Origin of the sequence: Streptomyces sp. NPDC087422, from assembly GCF_044744145.1 — a bacterium.
Classification (GTDB): Bacteria; Actinomycetota; Actinomycetes; order Streptomycetales; family Streptomycetaceae; genus Actinacidiphila.
Window position 1 is genome coordinate 573,938 of sequence record NZ_JBIUXT010000005.1, and the last position, 17,448, is coordinate 591,385.

The 17,448-nt window shown below is 72.4% G+C and carries 14 protein-coding genes; 9 read left to right on the forward strand and 5 right to left on the reverse strand.

The annotated features are described in order from the left end of the window. Positions 1-186: 186 nt before the first annotated feature. Positions 187-1,089, forward strand: a complete 903-nt coding sequence (locus tag ACIO6U_RS19675; protein WP_391052115.1) for a ribonuclease BN — start codon at positions 187-189, stop codon at positions 1,087-1,089. An 11-nt stretch (positions 1,090-1,100) separates the two neighbouring features. On the opposite strand, the gene ACIO6U_RS19680 is transcribed toward ACIO6U_RS19675, so the two are convergent. Further along, complete coding sequence (locus ACIO6U_RS19680; protein WP_401720674.1) at positions 1,101-2,663, reverse strand: alpha-L-arabinofuranosidase B; 1,563 nt, start codon at positions 2,661-2,663, stop codon at positions 1,101-1,103. Between the two features lie 605 nt (positions 2,664-3,268). Here ACIO6U_RS19680 and ACIO6U_RS19685 point away from each other — a divergent pair. Both ACIO6U_RS19685 and ACIO6U_RS19690 read left to right on the forward strand, forming a co-directional pair. Beyond that, entirely contained in the window at positions 3,269-4,426 is a 1,158-nt protein-coding gene (locus ACIO6U_RS19685) for a site-2 protease family protein (RefSeq protein ID WP_401720677.1), read from the forward strand. A gap of 60 nt (positions 4,427-4,486) precedes the next feature. Next, positions 4,487-5,044 (forward strand): hypothetical protein, encoded by a 558-nt coding sequence (locus ACIO6U_RS19690; protein WP_401720680.1) that lies wholly within the window; start codon positions 4,487-4,489, stop codon positions 5,042-5,044. A 157-nt stretch (positions 5,045-5,201) separates the two neighbouring features. Here ACIO6U_RS19690 and ACIO6U_RS19695 read toward each other — a convergent pair whose 3' ends face one another. Next, the gene (locus tag ACIO6U_RS19695; protein ID WP_391052128.1) at positions 5,202-5,825 is read right to left on the reverse strand and encodes a hypothetical protein; all 624 of its coding nucleotides are present in this window, start codon (positions 5,823-5,825) and stop codon (positions 5,202-5,204) included. A gap of 481 nt (positions 5,826-6,306) precedes the next feature. On the opposite strand from ACIO6U_RS19695, the gene ACIO6U_RS19700 reads away from it, so the two are divergent. Beyond that, positions 6,307-6,861: a hypothetical protein gene (locus ACIO6U_RS19700; RefSeq protein WP_391052131.1), complete on the forward strand. Its 555-nt coding sequence runs from the start codon at positions 6,307-6,309 to the stop codon at positions 6,859-6,861. 81 nt (positions 6,862-6,942) lie between these two features. Continuing rightward, a complete protein-coding gene (locus tag ACIO6U_RS19705; RefSeq protein WP_355347453.1) occupies positions 6,943-8,103 on the forward strand; it encodes a cation:proton antiporter in 1,161 nt (386 codons plus the stop codon). Positions 8,104-8,182: 79 nt separating this feature from the next. On the opposite strand, the gene ACIO6U_RS19710 is transcribed toward ACIO6U_RS19705, so the two are convergent. Both ACIO6U_RS19710 and ACIO6U_RS19715 read right to left on the reverse strand, forming a co-directional pair. Continuing rightward, positions 8,183-10,567 carry a phosphoketolase family protein gene (locus ACIO6U_RS19710; RefSeq protein WP_355347450.1) on the reverse strand — a complete coding sequence of 795 codons (2,385 nt, stop codon included), beginning with the start codon at positions 10,565-10,567 and terminating at the stop codon, positions 8,183-8,185. A 280-nt stretch (positions 10,568-10,847) separates the two neighbouring features. Beyond that, positions 10,848-11,975 carry a universal stress protein gene (locus tag ACIO6U_RS19715; RefSeq protein ID WP_401720684.1) on the reverse strand — a complete coding sequence of 376 codons (1,128 nt, stop codon included), beginning with the start codon at positions 11,973-11,975 and terminating at the stop codon, positions 10,848-10,850. Positions 11,976-12,300: 325 nt separating this feature from the next. Between ACIO6U_RS19715 and ACIO6U_RS19720 the strand changes: the two genes are divergently transcribed. From ACIO6U_RS19720 to ACIO6U_RS19735, 4 genes are all read left to right on the forward strand, one after another. Further along, positions 12,301-12,993, forward strand: a complete 693-nt coding sequence (locus ACIO6U_RS19720; RefSeq protein WP_401720687.1) for a CBS domain-containing protein — start codon at positions 12,301-12,303, stop codon at positions 12,991-12,993. Further along, complete coding sequence (locus ACIO6U_RS19725) at positions 12,993-13,424, forward strand: cyclic nucleotide-binding domain-containing protein (RefSeq protein ID WP_355347441.1); 432 nt, start codon at positions 12,993-12,995, stop codon at positions 13,422-13,424. The genes ACIO6U_RS19720 and ACIO6U_RS19725 overlap by 1 nt, the downstream gene beginning before the upstream one ends. A gap of 209 nt (positions 13,425-13,633) precedes the next feature. Further along, positions 13,634-14,344, forward strand: a complete 711-nt coding sequence (locus ACIO6U_RS19730) for a response regulator transcription factor (RefSeq protein WP_355347438.1) — start codon at positions 13,634-13,636, stop codon at positions 14,342-14,344. A gap of 101 nt (positions 14,345-14,445) precedes the next feature. Further along, positions 14,446-15,513 carry an Acg family FMN-binding oxidoreductase gene (locus tag ACIO6U_RS19735; RefSeq protein ID WP_355347435.1) on the forward strand — a complete coding sequence of 356 codons (1,068 nt, stop codon included), beginning with the start codon at positions 14,446-14,448 and terminating at the stop codon, positions 15,511-15,513. Positions 15,514-15,640: 127 nt separating this feature from the next. On the opposite strand, the gene ACIO6U_RS19740 is transcribed toward ACIO6U_RS19735, so the two are convergent. Beyond that, entirely contained in the window at positions 15,641-17,410 is a 1,770-nt protein-coding gene (locus ACIO6U_RS19740) for a GAF domain-containing protein (protein ID WP_401720692.1), read from the reverse strand. Between the last annotated feature and the right edge of the window lie 38 nt (positions 17,411-17,448).

The window sequence follows — 17,448 nt, forward strand, 5'->3', positions numbered from 1 at the left end:
CGGGCGGCGGTGACGATGCGTATTCCCTTGTCCCCGTACGCCCGTGCCGCGTCGCGGAGACCTGGCCCATCCCGGATAGCCGGCCGTGCGCGGGGGCATACGCCGAACACAGGAGCGACGAGGACGGCGTACGGGGAACGGTGACAGCGACCGCACGGGGCTGAACTCCGGCTGAGGAGGGGGACGATGGTGGATCTGCGCCGGGTCTGGGAGGGCTCGGCGGCCGGACGCGTGTGGCGCAAGGGCGCCGAACTGGAGCTGCTGCAACGCTCGATGGGCTTCGCCGCGCTCGGCCTGGTCACGTTGATGCCGCTGCTGATCGTGGTCGCCGCGGCGGCGCCCTTCCAACGCACCGGCTTCGCCCAGTGGGTGGTCGACGGCATGGGCCTGTCCCCGCACCCCGCCGAGTCCGTGCAGCGCCTGTTCGCCACACCACGGCGGGTGTTGAGCACCACCAGCGCGCTCAGCCTGGCCTCGCTCGCGATCTTCGGACTGTCCTTCGCGGCCAGCGTCGAGACCGGCTACCGCAAGGTCTGGGAGCTGCCCGCCAGCCCCTGGCACAGCGTGTGGCGGCGCGCGGTGTGGCTCGCGGGCCTGACGGCGTATCTCTTCGCCGAGGCCCAGAGCGGCGCCTTCCTCAGCCACGGCTGGCGGCAGGCCGTCGTCCGCATCACCCTCACCCTCGTCTTCGGCGTCCTCTTCTTCTGGTGGGGCCAGCGCTTCCTCCTCGGCGGCCTCATCACCTGGCGCGCGGCCCTGCCCGGCGCCGTCCTCACCATGGCGGGCCTCGTCGGCCTGCGGGGCTTCTCCTGGCTGGTCTTCTCGCCGCTCATCGTCACCAACGCCGTCACCTACGGCTCGGTCGGCACCGTCTTGATGGTGCAGTGCTGGCTGATCGGCGTCGGCTTCGTCTTCTTCGGCGGCCCCCTCATCGGCTGCGAGATCCAGCAGACCCGCGCCCGCCGGGCGGCCGGCCCCCAGCAGACGGGGACGGAGGCGGAGACAGCGACGGAAGCGGAGACGGAGACGGAAGGAGAGGCGGTGGCGGACGGGGAGGGCCGCGTCGCCGGGTGGCGGCGCGGCCCGTAACGTCGGACGGTTCAGCCCCAGGGCTGGGAGACGACCCAGCTCGTGTCGTCGCTCCAGGACGTGGCGCTGTCCCAGGCGTTGGAGCCCCCGTTGCCGCCGATGTAGACGGTGTTGTTGTAGTGGCGGATGTCCTTGTCGGTGTAGTTGACGGACTGGAAGGTGTTGCCCTGGCCGTTGTTGCCCGGCTGCGGGCAGAAGGTGGCGTCCTGGGCGTAGAGGGAACCACCGTCATTGGCATTGAGCTTGAGCTGGAAGTTGGAGTGGCGCAGGTACTGCCCCGAGGTGTTGGCGGACTCGAAGGAGAGGCAGGCGCTGTTGGCCAGACCCGCCCGTACGATCCAGGTCGCGTCGGCCTTGTCGGTCGCCGAACTGGACGCGGACACCGGGGAGATGACCACATTGGCGTCGCTGTCGTCGTGCCGGATGTAGTCGGTGGTGCAGCACGCGGTCGTAGCCCGCAGCGAGATCCGCGAGCCGGGGGTCAGCGAACCGGAACCCGACGACTGCGTCGTGTACCCGACGGAGGCGATGTTGGTCTGCACCGCGTTCTCGGTGGCGTCGGAGGGGTAGCCGGACGTCATCACGCCCTCGTAGAACGTACCGGCGGAGCCCTTGCTGTTGTCGCCGCCGATGCCGAGGATGATCGCGCCCTCCTTGTGCATCGGGTTGTAGCCCGAGACGTTGGGGCGTACGCCGCTGTAGTACGTCGACAGGCCGCCCGACTGCGCGTTGCCGCCGCGGATCGCCCACTGGTTCGGGCCGCCCTTGACCATGGCGGTCAGGTAGCGGAAATTCACCGTCGGGTCGTTGGCGTTGTAGTGCTGGTTCACGCCGGAGAACAGGCCGTTCTCCAGGTCGGCCATGACCCAGGGGCCGTTGCCCGCGCCGTAGCCCCAGACCTTGATGTTCCCGAAGTAGATGGCCTCCATGTGGCCGTTGCCGGTGTCGTTGTTACTGGTCTCGGCGTTGCCGTAGTCGAAGCAGCAGCCGCCGTTGTAGTGCGTGCCGTCGAGGATCGCGTACATCCCCTCCGGCTGGTCGCCGGTCGCGATCCCGCTGGTGTGGTCGTTGCGGTAGCCGGTGCCGGGCGCCACGTAGACGCCGTACGCCTTGTGGCCGCCCACCGTGGTCGGCGCCGCGGTCGCGTTCGCCAGATTGTCGGGTCCGCCCGCGGCCCCGCCGCCGGGCGCCTGGGTGAGGTTGTTGCCGCGTCCCGACTGGTCGTAGATGACCGTGATCACGCAGGTCGTCCCGGAGCAGAACGAGTCCTGTGCGGCGGCGTTGGCGTATCCGCCCGTGCTCAGCACGCCGATGTTCTGTGTGGCGTTGTCGGAGGCGCGCCTGACCTGGTAGAGCGAGCCGTTGTACGTGGAGTACAGCGCCCGTGTGGTGCTGTGGGCGGCCACGCAGGGGGTGCCGCCCGCGCTGTACGCGTCGCAGGGGAGCGAACCCGCCGCGTGGGAGGTGCCCGTGCCGCCGATCAGGAGACCCGCGACGAGGGTCGCCGCGGCGGCGAGGCAGAGCGCCCATTTCCTGAAGCGGCCCGCTAAGGGATTCGTTGCGGTCAGGGACATGAATGTCCTCCTCGATGTGAGTGGGGGGACCGCCGCCCGGCAGCGGGCGGCGGCGCATCGCACCTGGCCGCACGGCGGATCCGTGACGGTTGCGGTGGGCTCGTATTGTGATCGCTAACAACGCGACATGGTCCTGTGCTGCGGCAACGCGAAGGCGGCACGCGGCGGGTCCGGCACGCCGAGGCGCGCCGACCGTGCGTGAACGGTCCTGGCCCGCGCCGTCCCTGGCGGCGGCGGGATACCGGAGGGCCGTTCGCCCCTCCGACGCGCTCCCGACTCCTGGGCCCGTCCGTGGCGGCTCGGCCTGGACGCAGAGCGCGAGAGCGCGTCACGCGGGGGTCTGACCCTCTATCACTTGGCCGTTATTGTTAGCGCTCACTGTGGCGGCGTCAAGGCGTTGCGCAGAAGAAATCCCGCCCAGGGCGCCCCGGCCTCCGTTCGTCGGGCGCCTCGGGGGACGGGGGCGGCGGCGCATGGGAGACGTCAAGATCCCGCCCCGGAGTCGGCCGGGCCGCACGCTCCGGGGCGCGGGGGAGGACCATGGAGGGGAGGGCGGCTTTTGTCGCGATTCGCGCGGTGCGCGGTGGGCGGGGGCTGGAGGTGCGATGAACGGATCGGTGCGGTTGGGCCGGATCGCCGGTGTGCCGCTGCGGATGCACTGGAGCGCGCCCCTGCTGATCCTCTTCGTCAGCGTCGCCCTGGGCGGCGGCGTGCTGTCCGCCTGGGCGCCGGGCCACTCCGCGGCCGCCTACCGCACCGGGGCGCTGATCGGCGCCCTGGCGCTCGCCGTGAGCCTGGTCGCGCACGAGGCGGCCCACGCCCTGGCGGCGCGCCGCGCGAAGATCGAGGTCAAGGACGTGACGGTCTTCGCGCTCGGCGGCGTCACGCGGATGGGGTCGGCGACCACGCCCCGCGACGAGGGCTGGGTGGCGGCGATCGGGCCGTTGACCAACCTGGTGCTCGGCGGGCTGTTCCTGGCCGCCGCCGTGGCGGTCGACGACACGCTGCACTGGGCCGTGGCCGCGGCCGTACTCGCCTGGGTCGCGTGGGCCAACGGACTCCTCGGCGTCTTCAACCTGCTGCCCGCCGCCCCGCTCGACGGCGGCCGGGTCCTGCAAGCGGTGATCTGGCGGATCCGCGGCGACCGCGAGCGCGCGGCCAGGATCTCCGGGCGCTGCGGCCAGGTGTTCGGCGTCGCGCTGCTCGCCGGCGGCTGGCTCGAAGTCCTCATGGGCCAGGCCGCGGGGCTGTGGCTGGTCCTGCTCGGCGCCTTCATCTCCTTCACTGCCTACGCGGAGGTCCGCCGCTCGGTGCTGTACGAGACCCTGCGCGGCGTCCGTGTCACCCAGGCGATGCACCCGGCCGTCGCGGGCCAGGACTGGCACACCGTGGACGAATTCCTGGCCACCTCGGCCTCCGGCGTCGGTGTCCGTACGGTGATTCCGCTGACCGACCTCGACGGCCGGCCCAGCGGCGTCGTCACCGCGTCCGCGCTCCTGTCCGTCCCGGCGGTGCGCAGGCGGGACACCCGGGTACGGGACGTCGCATTGCCATTGGACCGCTGCCTGCTGGTCGACCCCGACGACCGGGTCACCGACGTCTTCGACCGTCTCGCCACCACCTCGGGCAGCCCCGTTCTCGTCCTGCACGACAACCGCGTCGTCGGCGTGGTCACCGCCGAGGACATCGCCGGGCTGACCCGGCGCCACCCGCACCCGCCGGCCCGGCCCCCTGCCGCCCACGGAGCGGGCCACACCACCTGACCGAAGGCCGCACCCACGCGGCGGCACGGGGGAGAGGCGACGGAAAGAAGGACTTCTGCCATGGATCCTGAACGCATCGAGCGCATGGTGACCGCCCTGCGCGCACGAGGCGTCATGGCCCACCGAGCCGACGCGGGCGTCTACGAATTCGGCATCGGCGTGGCGCTGGGGGACGGCAGCGAGGCTCAGTGGAACCTCGGCGGAGCCGCCGGGCTGGACGCGGTGGTGACGCGCGACGGCGTCCTCATCGGCTTCCTCCCGCACGTCCTCGGCGGCGCCGCCTTCACCGACGACCAGATCGTCGATGCCATCGCCACCGCCCGCTACCCGGAGGAGGGCCTCTACCCGGCCCAGGACGCCGGCCCGCGGCCCGACGCGCCGACGCCGCCAGGCCCGCCTACGCCGCCCGGCCCGCCTACGCCGCCCGGCCCGCCCGCGACCTCCCGGCCGTCCACCGCGGACCGCCGACCCTCCACCCCGCCCGCGAATCCCCAGCCACCCCCCGCGGACCCTCGGCCGTCCCCCGCGAAGAACGTGCCGACCGCACGGCACCGCACGCTCCTGGCCAGGCTCCGCCGCCTGCGGCGCCTACAGCGGCTCCGCCGGGCCTCGCGCTGACGACGGCCGCTGACCGGCCGCTGACCGGCCACTGACCGACCGCTCACGAACGCTGTCGCCCGCTGACGGCGCCCACGACGGACATCGAGGGCGCGCACGCGTGCGACGGGGCACCGCCGTGGTGGCGGTGCCCCGTCAGGCGCGGGTGGTGCGGGGCTCACACGAGCCAGCGGTGGCGGGCGACGAGGGGGACGCGGGCCCAGGCCCGGCCGAGCCCCCAGGTGGTGCCCGCCGCGGCGAAGGCGAAGAGGATCATCGCCAGGGCGTAGATGAGGTGGTAGTCCACGAACGGGTTGGAGGACATGCTCGGCGCGCCGGTGGACAGGTGCTGCGCGGGCGGCCATTCGGCGGCCCACATCATGGCCATCAAGACGGTGCCCGCGGCGGCGGTCAGACGCAGGGCGACGCCGCTCATGAGGGCGACGCCGATGCCGAGCAGGCCGAGCATGAACAGCCAGTCGGTCCAGCCCTTGCCCGCGATGTCGTGGAAGAACGACTCCAGCGGACCGGCGGAGACACCCGACAGGAACCCCTTGGTGGGCGACCCGCCGTCGATCCAGCCCTTGCCGGAGCCGGTCGCGTAGTGCCAGCCGAAGGTCTTGTCGAGGAAGGCCCACAGGAAGACGAAACCGGTCGCGATCCGTACGGTGGCGAGCGACTTGGCGACGAGCACGGAGTCGGTGCCGACGGCCGTCGCGTCGCCGCCGCGGTCGGCGGACGCCTTGTTCCGAGCGGGGAGGCGGAACCCTGCGTGCTGCCGGGTGTGGTCGTGGACTGCCATGACGGCTCCCAGTTCAATGGGGGTTGACGTTCGGTCAGACACCACTGTGCCGCGCGGTGTTGGCCGCGCGCTGGGGGCTCACGGCCCGACCCGCAGGGCCGAACGGCTCTGCCCGGCGGCCCGGTTGGGCCGAGAGCCCCGAGGCGTCACGTGCCGAGGCGTCGAGGCTTCGGGGCGGCAGGCGTCCCACGGCGGGCCCGGCGGCCACCGTCCGCCGCTGATGCCTTCCGGCGCCCCGACAGACCTCACCCGTCCGGCCATCGCGCGACCACTCACCGTGTGCTCATGCCTGCTCCGTTTCGGTGACGGGTGGGCGAAGCACTCATGCGGTCCGGCCGCGGAGCCCGGCGGCGTCCCACGCGGTCCGGTCCACCCACCCGACAGGGCCGTTCGGCCCTCCGCAGACGGCGCGGGAGGCGGGAGCGTGGAGACACGGGGTCAGTCGGCCCCCGTCGTGTCGCTCGACGAGGAGGGACCGACCATGGAACGCGGAATCTGGCTGTGGCGTCTGCGGAAGAATCCGCTGCGCCGACGTTCGTACGCCGTGGAGGCGTGGGCCTTCCTCGCGGCGGCCCTGGCCGCGCTGGTGGTAGCGGTGCTGGTCGGAGTCTCGACCGCGCACGGTCTCGAGCGCGAGTACGCGCAGCAGCGTCTCGACCGGCACAGCACCAGCGCGGTCCTGACCCAGAAGGCCCCGGACGGCTACCGGCTGTCCCGGGTGGACGTACCGGCGCAGTGGAAGGCGCCCGACGGCACCGTGCTCACCGGCATCGTCACCGCCAGTCCCGGCACCTCCCGCGGCGCCGTCGTTCCGGTGTGGACCAACAGCCAGGGTGTCGAGGTCGCGCAGCCGCTGTCCCCCTCCTCCGGGGAATTCCAGGCCGATGTGATCGGCGCGGGAGCGGCCTTCGCCATCTGCGTCGGCGTCCTGATCGGCTGCGGGATCACCACCAAACTCCTCGACCACCGCCGGTGTGCCCGCTGGGACGCCGAGTGGACGGACGCCGACTCGCGCTGGGGCCACCACAGCGTATGACCGACGGTGCTGGCCCGGCCACGGTCCCGCCAGTACGGTGAGTGACCCGCCGGTCCTTCCGTCTGCCAGGAGACCCCGCCTGTGAGCTTCGCGACGCTGGCCGTCCTGTCCCTGGCCGCCCTGCTGGGCCCGCTGCTGGCCCTGCCGAAACAGTGGCACCTGCCCGTCGTCCTGGGCGAGCTGGCCGCCGGTGTCCTGCTCGGACCCACCGTGATCGGCTACCTGCACGCCGACGATCCGACGTTCGCCTTCCTCGCGGACATCGGCTTCGCCCTGATCATGTTCGTCGCCGGCGCACGGGTACCGGTGCGTGACCCGCAGTTGCGCGCGGGACTGGGCAGCGGGGCCGGGCGCGCCCTGGCCGTCGGCGTCCTGGCGGCGGTCCCCGCATTCCTCCTGGCGCGGGGCTTCGACACCGGGCACACCGCTCTCTATACGGTGCTGATGGCGTCGTCGTCCGCCGCGCTGATCCTGCCGATCGTCGACTCGCTGTCGCTCGGCGGCCCGCAGATCCTGCGCATGCTGCCCCAGGTCGCGGTCGCCGACACGGCCTGCATCGTCGCCCTGCCCCTGGTGATCGACCCGCGCCACGCCGCCCGCGCGGCGCTCGGCGCGTGCGCGGTCATCGCCTGCGCGGCGGCGCTGTTCCTGGTCCTGCGCCGGTTCGAGCGCGACGGCCTGCGGCGCAGAATGCACCGGCTCTCCGAGGAGCGGCGCTTCGCCCTGGAACTGCGGATCAGCCTGGTCATCCTGTTCGCACTGGCCGCGCTCGCCGTGCGGACCCACGTCTCGATCATGCTGGCGGGCTTCTCCTTCGGCCTGGTCGTCTCCGCGATCGGCGAACCCCGCCGCCTGGCGAAACAGCTCTTCGCCCTGACCGAGGGCTTCCTCGGCCCGCTGTTCTTCCTGTGGCTGGGGGCGTCCCTCGATCTGCGCGCCCTGGCCGGTCACCCCTCCTTCGCGGTGCTCGGCGTGGCGCTCGGGCTGGGCGCGGTCGCGGTGCACGCCGCGCTGCGGGTCACCGGCCAACCCTTCGCCGTGGGCGTCCTCGCCTCCGCCCAGCTCGGCGTCCCGGTGGCCGCCGCGACCCTGGGCACCCAACTGCGCCTGCTCGAACCCGGTGAGGCCGCGGCCCTCATGCTCGGCGCCCTGGTGACCATCGCCGCCGCCACCCTCGCGACCTCCCTCACCGGCCCGAGCACCCCGAAGGACCACGGCCTCGCGGCACCGGCCGCCCCTTGACCGCGAGCCCCGCGCGGCGACGGCGGGCCTCCCGGAATCCGGAAGGCCCGCCGTTCCCACCTCTGGTCGTTCCCGGCCCTCAGCCGGTCCAGGACCAGTCGGCGACCTCGGGGAGGTCGACCCCGTGTTCGCGGATCCAGTCGTGGTGGCGCAGCCGGGTGTCCTCCATCTTCTGACGGACGGGCGCCGCCGCCACCGCGAGGCCGGGAACGCGGTCGATGACGTCCATGACCAGCCGGTAGCGGTCGAGGTCGTTGCGGACCACCATGTCGAACGGCGTGGTGGTGGTGCCGTTCTCCTTGTAGCCGCGCACATGCATATGGGCGTGGCCGGTGCGGCGGTAGGTGAGCCGGTGGATGAGCCACGGGTAGCCGTGGTACGCGAAGATCACCGGCTTGTCGGGGGTGAACAGCGCGTCGTACTCGGCGTCGGGCATGCCGTGCGGGTGTTCGTCCTTGGGCAGCAGCCGCGCCAGATCGACCACGTTGACGACCCGTACCGACAGGTCGGGAAGGTGCTCGCGCAGCAGGGACACGGCGGCGATGGTCTCCTGCGTGGGGACGTCACCGGCGCAGGCCAGGACCACATCGGGTTCCGCGCCGTCCTCGGAGCTCGCCCATTCCCAGATGCCGGCGCCGCGTGCGCAGTGCGCGCGGGCGGCCTCCAGATCGAGCCAGTCGAAGCAGGGCTGCTTCCCGGCGACCACGACGTTCACGTAGTCCTTGGAACGCAGCACGTGATCGGCCACGGACAGCAGGGTGTTGGCGTCCGGCGGCAGGTAGACCCGCACGACCTCGGGGGACTTGTTGAGGACGTGGTCCACGAAGCCGGGGTCCTGGTGCGAGAAGCCGTTGTGGTCCTGCCGCCAGACATGCGACGTCAGCAGGTAGTTGAGCGACGCGATGGGCCGCCGCCACGGCAGCGGCCGTGAGGTGCGCAGCCACTTGATGTGCTGGTTGGCCATCGAGTCGACGATGTGCACGAACGCCTCGTAGCACGAGAACAGGCCGTGACGGCCCGTCAGGAGATAGCCCTCCAGCCACCCTTGGCAGGTGTGCTCGGAAAGGATCTCCATCACCCGGCCGCCGCGCTCCAGGTGCTCGTCGGTGTCGAGTACCTCGGCCTCCCACGCCTTCCCGCTCACGTCGTAGACGGCTTCGAGCCGGTTGGAGGCGGTCTCGTCCGGGCCGACCAGCCGGAAGTCCCGGTGCTCGGCGGTGTCGGCCATGATCTGCTTGAGCAGCCCGCCGAGCACCCGCGTGGGCTCGTGCAGATTCACCCCCGGCTTGTCGACCGCCACCGCGAAGTCCTCCAGCGGCGGCACCGGCAGGTCGCGCCGGAGCAGACCGCCGTTGGCGTGCGGGTTCAGACCCAGCCGCCGCTCGCCGTCCGGCGTGCAGCTCAGCACCTGGGCGCTCGGGCGGCCGTCCCGGTCGAAGAGCTCCTCGGGGCGGTACGAGCGCAGCCACTGCTCCAACTGGCGCAGGTGCTCCGGGTTGTCACGGACCCCGGCCAGCGGCACCTGGTGCGCCCGCCAGGTGCCCTCCACCGGCAGCCCGTCGACCTCGGCGGGTCCCGTCCAGCCCTTCGGCGTACGCAGCACGATCATCGGCCACCGGGCCCGCTCGCCGTCGTCGCCCGCACGCGCCGCGTCCTGGATGGCGGCGATACGGTCCAGCGCGGTGTCCATGGCCGCGGCCATCGCCCGGTGCACGTCGTGCGGGTCGTCGCCCGTCACGTGGATCGGGTCGTGGCCGTAGCCGCGCAGCAGTTCGTCCAGCTCGTGCTCGGGGAGCCGGGCCAGCACCGCCGGGTTGGCGATCTTGTAGCCGTTGAGGTGCAGGATCGGCAGGACGGCGCCGTCGTGCACGGGGTCGAGGAATTTGTTGGAGTGCCAGGAGGTGGCCAGCGGACCGGTCTCCGCCTCGCCGTCGCCCACGACACACGCCACCAGCAGGTCCGGGTTGTCGAAGGCCGCGCCGTACGCGTGGGACAGCGAATATCCCAGCTCGCCGCCCTCGTGGATCGAGCCGGGCGTCTCGGGCGCGACGTGGCTGGGGATGCCGCCGGGGAAGGAGAACTGCCGGAACAGCCGGGCCATGCCGTCCGCGTCCCGCCCGATGTCGGGATAGGTCGCGGAGTAACTGCCGTCGAGCCAGGAGTTGGCCACCACCGCGGGGCCGCCGTGTCCGGGGCCCCACACGCAGAGCGCGTCCAGCCCGCGGGTCCTGATCACCCGGTTGAGGTGGGTGTGCACGAGGTTGAGGCCGGGGGAGGTCCCCCAGTGGCCGAGCAGCCGCGGCTTGATGTGCTCGGGGCGTAGCGGCTCCTCGAGCAGGGGATTGGCGAGCAGGTAGATCTGGCCGACGGACAGGTAGTTGGCCGCCTTCCAGTGGGCGACCAGGGCGGCCAGTTCGGTGTCGTCAAGAGCGCTGCCCGGCTGGGCCGGGGGTGCCTGAGACATGTCTTCCTCCGCGGAGTCGAAGTCGTCGTCCCAGACTCGGAGGTCTCGCCCGCGGTCCGACAGAGCCGACCGGGCAGCGATCGGGGGCCGTTCGGGCCAGCGCCCCCGGGTCGGGACACGGCGTTCCTCGCGCGAGTCTGCCACGAGGTGCCGGTCGGCCGGGGTAACCGCCCGGGGCGTGTGGCGCGATCCGGGCGGACACGCCTTCCGCATCGCTCCCGGAGCAACCGCCCCGGCCGCGTGGTGCCGACGCCCCGTCGGGCGGAGCGCCGCGCGTGACTCAGCCGTCCTGCCTGGTCTGGTGGCTGCGGAGCAGCCGGCCGTGGGCGGCACGGGAATGGGTGACGACGCATACGTCGATGTCGTCGCCCGAGCCCTCGACGATGATCTCGCCGACACCCCGGCTGAACAGCCTCTGGAGGCGGGTGCGCCGGGTGGCGCCGATCAGGATCTGGCTGGCGCTGACCCGCCGGGCGAAGTCGAGGACGGCGCGGGCCGGGTCGCCGCTGGTGAGCGTGTGGTACGTGCCGCCGAGCTCTTCCACCAGCGCGCGCTGTTCTGTCGGCAGGTGAGCGGAAGGGGACGTCGACGCGTCGTCGGGCTCGACGTGGACGGCGAGGAATTCGCCTCCCGCGCCGCGGGACGCGGTGCGCTTGGCGCGCCGGATGAGGGTGTCGCCCTCGGCGCCGCCGGAGAGGGCGACCAGCACCCGCTCGCGCGCGCACCAGGGCTGCTGGATGCCGTGGCCCTCGCGGTAGCGCTGAAGAGCCTCCTCGACCCGGTCGGCTGCCCACAGCAGGGCGATCTCGCGCAGGGCGGTGAGGTTTCCGGCGCGGAAGTAGTTGACCAGTGCCAGCTCGGCCCGCTCCGGCGGATAGATGTCGCCGTCGGCCATCCGCTGCCTCAGCGCCTCGGCGGACATGTCCACGAGCTCGATCTGGTCCGCGCCGCGGACCACGTCGTCCGGAACGGTCTCGCGCTGTTTGGCCCCGGTGATGTGCTCCACCACGTCGTTGAGCGATTCGAGATGCTGGATGTTGACGGTGGAGATCACGTTGATGCCCGCGTCGAGCAATTCGTGGACGTCCTGCCAGCGCTTCTTGTTCCGTGCGCCGGGGATGTTGGTGTGGGCCATCTCGTCGACCAGCGCGAGCTGCGGGCGGCGGGCGAGGACGGCGTCGAGGTCCATCTCCGTGAAGGCGCAGTCGCGGTATCCGACGGTCCGGCGCGGCACCTGCTCCAGGCCCTCCGCCATCCGGTGGGTCAGCGGCCTGCCGTAGTCCTCCACGAAGGCGATGACCACGTCGGTGCCCTGGTCGGCACGCAGGTGGCCCTCGCCGAGCATCGCGTACGTCTTGCCCACCCCTGGGGCCGCCCCGAGATACACCCGCAGGCTTCCGCACGCCATGGCCGTTCCCTTCTCGCCGCCGAGGCCGAACCGGCCCGCACATCGACCGGACGCCCCGAGATCTCACCGTTTTATCCTTTATCTTCCCATTCTCCTGGTTATACATATAAAAGGAGGTTTCGCCGCGGGCTCCGTGCCGGTACCTGGCCGACGTGGAGCGGAACCGGGCGGCGGCGCGAGCCGGCCCACCGGCCCCGGCGCCGGGACCTCGCGAGGGCCGGTCGGCCGGGGCGGCCACCCCTTGTGGCCCTGGAACACGGAGTGCGCGCGCCGCACCGTGAAGGGAGAGGGGCGGCAGGCGAGCGCGTCCGCGGAGGAGTGGGTCATGAAGCAGCGTGAGGTCGGGATCGTGATGACGAGTGACGTCGTCAGCGTCCGCCCCGCGACACCGTTCAAGGACATCGCCGGGCTGCTCGGGAAGCACCGGGTGAGCGGTGTGCCGGTGGTGGACGACGACGAGAAGGTGATCGGGGTGATCTCCGCGACCGACCTGATGTTCCGCCAGGCGGAGCAGGCGTGGAACGTCCCCGCGCGGCGCATGTTTTTGAACCGTGCCGCGTACCGGAAGGCGGCCAAGGCCCGCGCCCGCACCGCGGGTGAGCTGATGTCGGCCCCGGCCGTCACCGTCCAGGCGTACGAGTCGGTCGTCGGCGCCGCGCGCACCATGCTGGAGCACGGGGTGGAGCGGCTGCCCGTCCTCGACGAGGAGAGCCGCCTGGTCGGCATCGTGACCCGGCGCGACCTGCTGCGGGTCTTCCTCCGCCCGGACGACGAGATCCGCGCCGAGGTGATCGACGAGGTCTTCGTCAAGACCTTCTGGGCGCCGTCGGACGCGGTGGGGGTCACGGTCTCCGGCGGCGTGGTCACCCTGGAGGGCCGGCTGGAGCGGGCGGACCAGGTGCCGGTGGCCGGCTGGATGACCGGACGGATCGACGGGGTCGTCGGCGTCGTCAACAGACTCACCTCACGCTTCGACGACTCCCTCGCCGAAGCGAAGCGACCGGAAGGGGCACGGTGATGAGAACCGCTACCACTGGCCTGTTCAGCTCGCTCCCGTCCCCCGGACGGCAGCGGCTGGAGAGCCTTGCCCGAGAGGTGTCGTTCCCCGCGGGCACCCGGATCTACGAGGAGGGCGAGCGGGCCGACCGGTTCTGGGTCGTGCGCACCGGCGCCGTCACCCTCGACCTCCGGCGGCCCGGACGCCCGGCCCCCGAGGTGGAGATGCTGGGCCCCGGAGACCTGCTCGGCTGGTCCTGGCTGTTCCCGCCGTACGTCTGGCAGATGGGCGCCCAGGCCCAAAGCCCCGTGCGGGCACAGGAGTTCGACGCCACCGTCGTACGGGCGCTGGCCGAAGCGGACCCGGTGTTCGGACGAGCCCTGGCGATGAAGGTCGGCGAGGTCGTCGCCCACCGGTTGCAGAGCACCCGGGCCAGACTGCTCGAGCGGTGAGCAGCCCGTGAGCCGCGGAGAACGCGGAAGCCAAGGAGGCTGAGCGGCCTCCCGGCCGTGGGCCCGCGATGGGCGACAACTGCGCTCCAGACCCTGCCCCGACGTCCGATACCGGCCAAGGGACCGTTCGGCCCTAGCAACGGGTCCGTACGACCGTTCATGATCGGAGGACCGGGCGCGGCACACGACAGGGCGAAGGATCGGCGCACATGACCGAAGTACGGCAGTTCTCACCGCAGGCGCCGATCAGGGTCTTCCTGCTGGACGACCACGAGGTCGTCCGGCGCGGCGTCCACGACCTGCTCGACTCGGAACCCGACATCGAGGTGGTCGGCGAGGCCGCGACCGCCGCACAGGCCGAGGCCCGCGGACCGGCCCTGCGGCCGGACGTCGCCGTCCTGGACGTCCGGCTGCCCGACGGCGACGGCATCACCGTCTGCCGCGAGCTGCGGTCGCGGATGCCCGGTCTCGCCTGCCTGATGCTGACGTCCTTCGACGACGACGACGCGCTGCTCGACGCGATCATGGCGGGCGCAGCAGGCTATGTGCTCAAGCAGATCAAGGGCTCCGACCTGGTCGCCGCTGTGCGGACCGTCGCCTCGGGGCAGTCGATGCTCGACCCGGCCACCACCTCCCGGCTGATGAGCAATCTGCGCGGCGGCGGCCCGACAGCGACGGCGGAACCCGAGGTCGAGGCGCTCGCCTCGCTGTCACCGCGCGAGCGCGAGATCCTCCAACTCGTCGGTGAGGGACTCACCAACGGCCAGATCGGCAAGCGCCTGTACCTGTCGGAGAAGACGGTCAAGAACAACGTCTCGCGGCTGCTGGCCAAGCTCGGCGTGGAGCGCCGCATCCAGGCGGCCGTCATGGCCACGCACGACACCGCCCAGCACTCCGGGCCGGAGCACGGCCGCCGCTGAACACGGGGCCGACCGGCCCTCCGGCCGGGCACCAGACGGCCCCTCCCGCCGCCCGTCGTGCTCCGTCAGCCTGGAAGCAGGACGGCCGGGAGGAGAACACGATGCGGACCGCACCACTGGACGCGGAGACCCTGGAGAAGCTGATCTCCGCGGCGGGCGCGGCGCCTTCGATCCACAACACTCAGCCGTGGCGGTTCCGGCTCGACCCCGACACCAGCACGCTGGAGGTACGGGCGGCCGTCGACCGCGGGCTGCGGCACGTCGACCCGATGGGACGCGCCGTCCACCTGTCGGTCGGCGCCGCCCTGTTCAACCTCCGGGTCGCGGTCGCCCACTTCGGCTGGGACCCGGTGCCGCGGCTGCTGCCCGACCCCGCCGAGCCCGACCTGCTGGCCTCCGTACGCCTGGCCGGACCGCTGCCGACCGGTGCCCGCCGCGACCGGCAGGACCTGTACGACGCGATCTGGCGGCGGCACAGCAGCCGTCTGCCGTTCTCCGAGCAGGCGCTTCCCGCCCAGGTGCTGACCGAACTGGCCGAGGCCGCGGACGCCGAGGGCGCCCGGCTGGTACGGCCCGCCGCGGAGGAGACGGCCCGCCTGCTGGAGTTCACCACGGAGGCCGAGCGGCGCGGCATGAGCGATTCCGACCGCCGGGCCGAGAGCCGGAGCTGGATCCGTGAGGGGAGCGCGGACGGCCTGCCGGGCCGGGCGCTCGGCCCGCAGGACAGCGCGGGCCGACTGCCGCTGCGGGACTTCTCCGCGCTCCGCCCGGAGAACTACCAGCCTTCCGCGGCCTTCGAGCGGCACCCGGTGATCGCGGTCCTGTCCACCTGCCACGACCGCCCCGCCGACTGGCTGCGCGCCGGTCAGGCGCTGGAGCACGTCCTGCTCGTCGCGACCGCTCACACTGTCCGCGCGTCACTGCTCCATCAGGCGCTGGAATGGGACGACCTGCGGTGGCTGCTGCGCGACCCGCGCGGCGGCATGGAACACGTACAGATGCTGATCCGCCTCGGCTACGGACCGGAGGGCCCGGCCACACCCCGGCGCCCCGTCGCCGACGTCACCGATGCCGGAACGCACACGCCCGAGGGCCTGTCCGGCGGATCACGAACGGCCCCTTCGACCCCTGGCACGCACGCCCGCCGCGTTGCCGGAATACCCGAATAGCTCCGCTATGAGGCCATCCCGGCGCCTTGCGCTCGCACGCGCCAGGCGCCGCCTGGACCGCCCATGATCCGCCGGACAGGCCCTAGCCGTATTGACCCGGAGGGTTGTTGACGCGCCCGGCGCTCGGCTACGCCTTGGGCCCCGCCGAGGGCGGGGCGGCCGGCACCCGCCAGACCAGGCGGGTGCCGCCGCGGGGGCTGGCGGAGAGGGTCAGTTCGCCCCCGAGCCGCGCGGCCCGCTCCTCCAGATTGCGCAGCCCGCTGCGGTGCCCGCCGGAAGGGGCGCCCACGCCGTCGTCGTCGACCGTGACGGTCAGGGTCCCGGACGCGACGACCAGGGAGACCTCGGCGGAGGTCGCCCGGGCGTGCCGTCCGACGTTGGAGAGGGCTTCGACCAGGACGGCGACGGTCTCCTCCGCGACCGGCGTGGGCACATCGGTGTCGATCAGCCCCTCCATCCGCAGGGCGGGCGTGAAGCCGAGCGTCGGGACCGCGTCCTCGACCGCCATCGAGGCACGTATCCGAAGGCCGCGCGCGGTCCGCTCCCGGTCGTGCGAGCGCAGCCCGAAGATCGTCGAGCGAATGATCTTGATGGTCTCGTCCAGGTCGTCCACCGCGCGCAGCAGCCGCTCGCTCGCCTCCGGGTGCTGGACGAAGCGCACCGCGCTCTGCAAGGTCATCCCCGTGGCGAACAGCCGCTGGATGGCCAGGTCGTGCAGGTCACGGGCGATCCGGTCGCGGTCCTCCAGCAGCGCGAGCTGCTCGGCGCCGCGCCGCCGCTCGGCCAGCTCCAGCGCCAGCGCGGCCTGCCCGGCGAAGCTCAGCAGCGGCGAGGACTCCGCCTCGGTGAAGGGGACAGAACCCAGCTCGCGGGCGAGCAGCAGCACACCGCGCACCGCGCCGCCCGCCATCATCGGCACGGCGATCGTCGGCCCCAGGCCGTTCCAGCGCGGCGGCCCCGACGTCACCCGCGGGTCCTTGGCGATCTCCACCGTGGTGATCGGCCGCGCCGCGGCCATCGCGGCGCCCATGAACGAGCCCTCGCACGGCAGCACCAGACCGCGGTGGGTCTCGGCGTCCACCCCCACGGCGATCATCACCTGGAGGTCGGTGGTCCCCTCGACCGGCAGCGCCACCACGCCCAGGTCCGCGGCCAGGATGTGCCGGCCGTGCTCGACGATCAGCCCGAGCACATCCATCTCACCGGCGCCCGACAGCAGCTTGCTCACGATCTCCGCGTTGGCCGCCATCCACCGCTGCCCCTCGCGGGCCGTCTTGTACAGCCGCGCGTTCTCGATCGCGACACCCGCCGCGACCGCCAGGGTCGACAGCAGCGTCTCGTCGTCGCCGTCGAACTCCCGGCCACCGCGCTTCTCGGTGAGGTAGATGTTTCCGAAGACCTCGTCGCGGACCCGGATCGGCACCCCGAGGAAGGAGCGCATCGGCGGATGGTTCGCCGGGAAGCCGTACGACGCCGGGTGATCGGACAACTCCGCGAGCCGCAGCGGCTCCGGGTGGCGGATCAGCTCGCCGAGCAGACCGTGCCCCGAGGGCAGCGGCCCGATCGCGCGGGCCTCCTCCTCGGACACCCCGACGGTCAGGAACTCCGAGAGCCGGGCGTCGTCGCCGATCACGCCCAGCGCGCCGTACTCGGCGTCCACCAAGGCGACCGCGGTCTCCACGATCCGCCGCAGCACATGCGCGAGGTCCAGCTCCCGGCCCACCGACAGCACGGCCTCCAGCAGGCTGTGCACCCGATTCTGCGTGCCGCGCACCGCCCCGATGCGGACCTGCAACTCGTCCAGCAGCTCATCGAGCTGCAAACGGGGCAAGCGCCCGCCCGAGCTGTCGCCGTCCTCTCCCACCGGTCCTCCACGCGCACCGCGAACCCCGAGCATCAGCCCCTGCCCACACCGTATCGGCTGAGGTGCCCTGA

Coding starts and splice junctions, on each gene's coding strand:
- ACIO6U_RS19675 (WP_391052115.1), top strand. CDS start 187: ATGGTGGATCTGCGCCGGGTCTGGGAGGGCTCGGCGGCCGGACGCGTG.
- ACIO6U_RS19680 (WP_401720674.1), bottom strand. CDS start 2,663: ATGTCCCTGACCGCAACGAATCCCTTAGCGGGCCGCTTCAGGAAATGG.
- ACIO6U_RS19685 (WP_401720677.1), top strand. CDS start 3,269: ATGAACGGATCGGTGCGGTTGGGCCGGATCGCCGGTGTGCCGCTGCGG.
- ACIO6U_RS19690 (WP_401720680.1), top strand. CDS start 4,487: ATGGATCCTGAACGCATCGAGCGCATGGTGACCGCCCTGCGCGCACGA.
- ACIO6U_RS19695 (WP_391052128.1), bottom strand. CDS start 5,825: ATGGCAGTCCACGACCACACCCGGCAGCACGCAGGGTTCCGCCTCCCC.
- ACIO6U_RS19700 (WP_391052131.1), top strand. CDS start 6,307: ATGGAACGCGGAATCTGGCTGTGGCGTCTGCGGAAGAATCCGCTGCGC.
- ACIO6U_RS19710 (WP_355347450.1), bottom strand. CDS start 10,567: ATGTCTCAGGCACCCCCGGCCCAGCCGGGCAGCGCTCTTGACGACACC.
- ACIO6U_RS19715 (WP_401720684.1), bottom strand. CDS start 11,975: ATGGCGTGCGGAAGCCTGCGGGTGTATCTCGGGGCGGCCCCAGGGGTG.
- ACIO6U_RS19720 (WP_401720687.1), top strand. CDS start 12,301: ATGAAGCAGCGTGAGGTCGGGATCGTGATGACGAGTGACGTCGTCAGC.
- ACIO6U_RS19725 (WP_355347441.1), top strand. CDS start 12,993: ATGAGAACCGCTACCACTGGCCTGTTCAGCTCGCTCCCGTCCCCCGGA.
- ACIO6U_RS19730 (WP_355347438.1), top strand. CDS start 13,634: ATGACCGAAGTACGGCAGTTCTCACCGCAGGCGCCGATCAGGGTCTTC.
- ACIO6U_RS19735 (WP_355347435.1), top strand. CDS start 14,446: ATGCGGACCGCACCACTGGACGCGGAGACCCTGGAGAAGCTGATCTCC.
- ACIO6U_RS19740 (WP_401720692.1), bottom strand. CDS start 17,410: ATGCTCGGGGTTCGCGGTGCGCGTGGAGGACCGGTGGGAGAGGACGGC.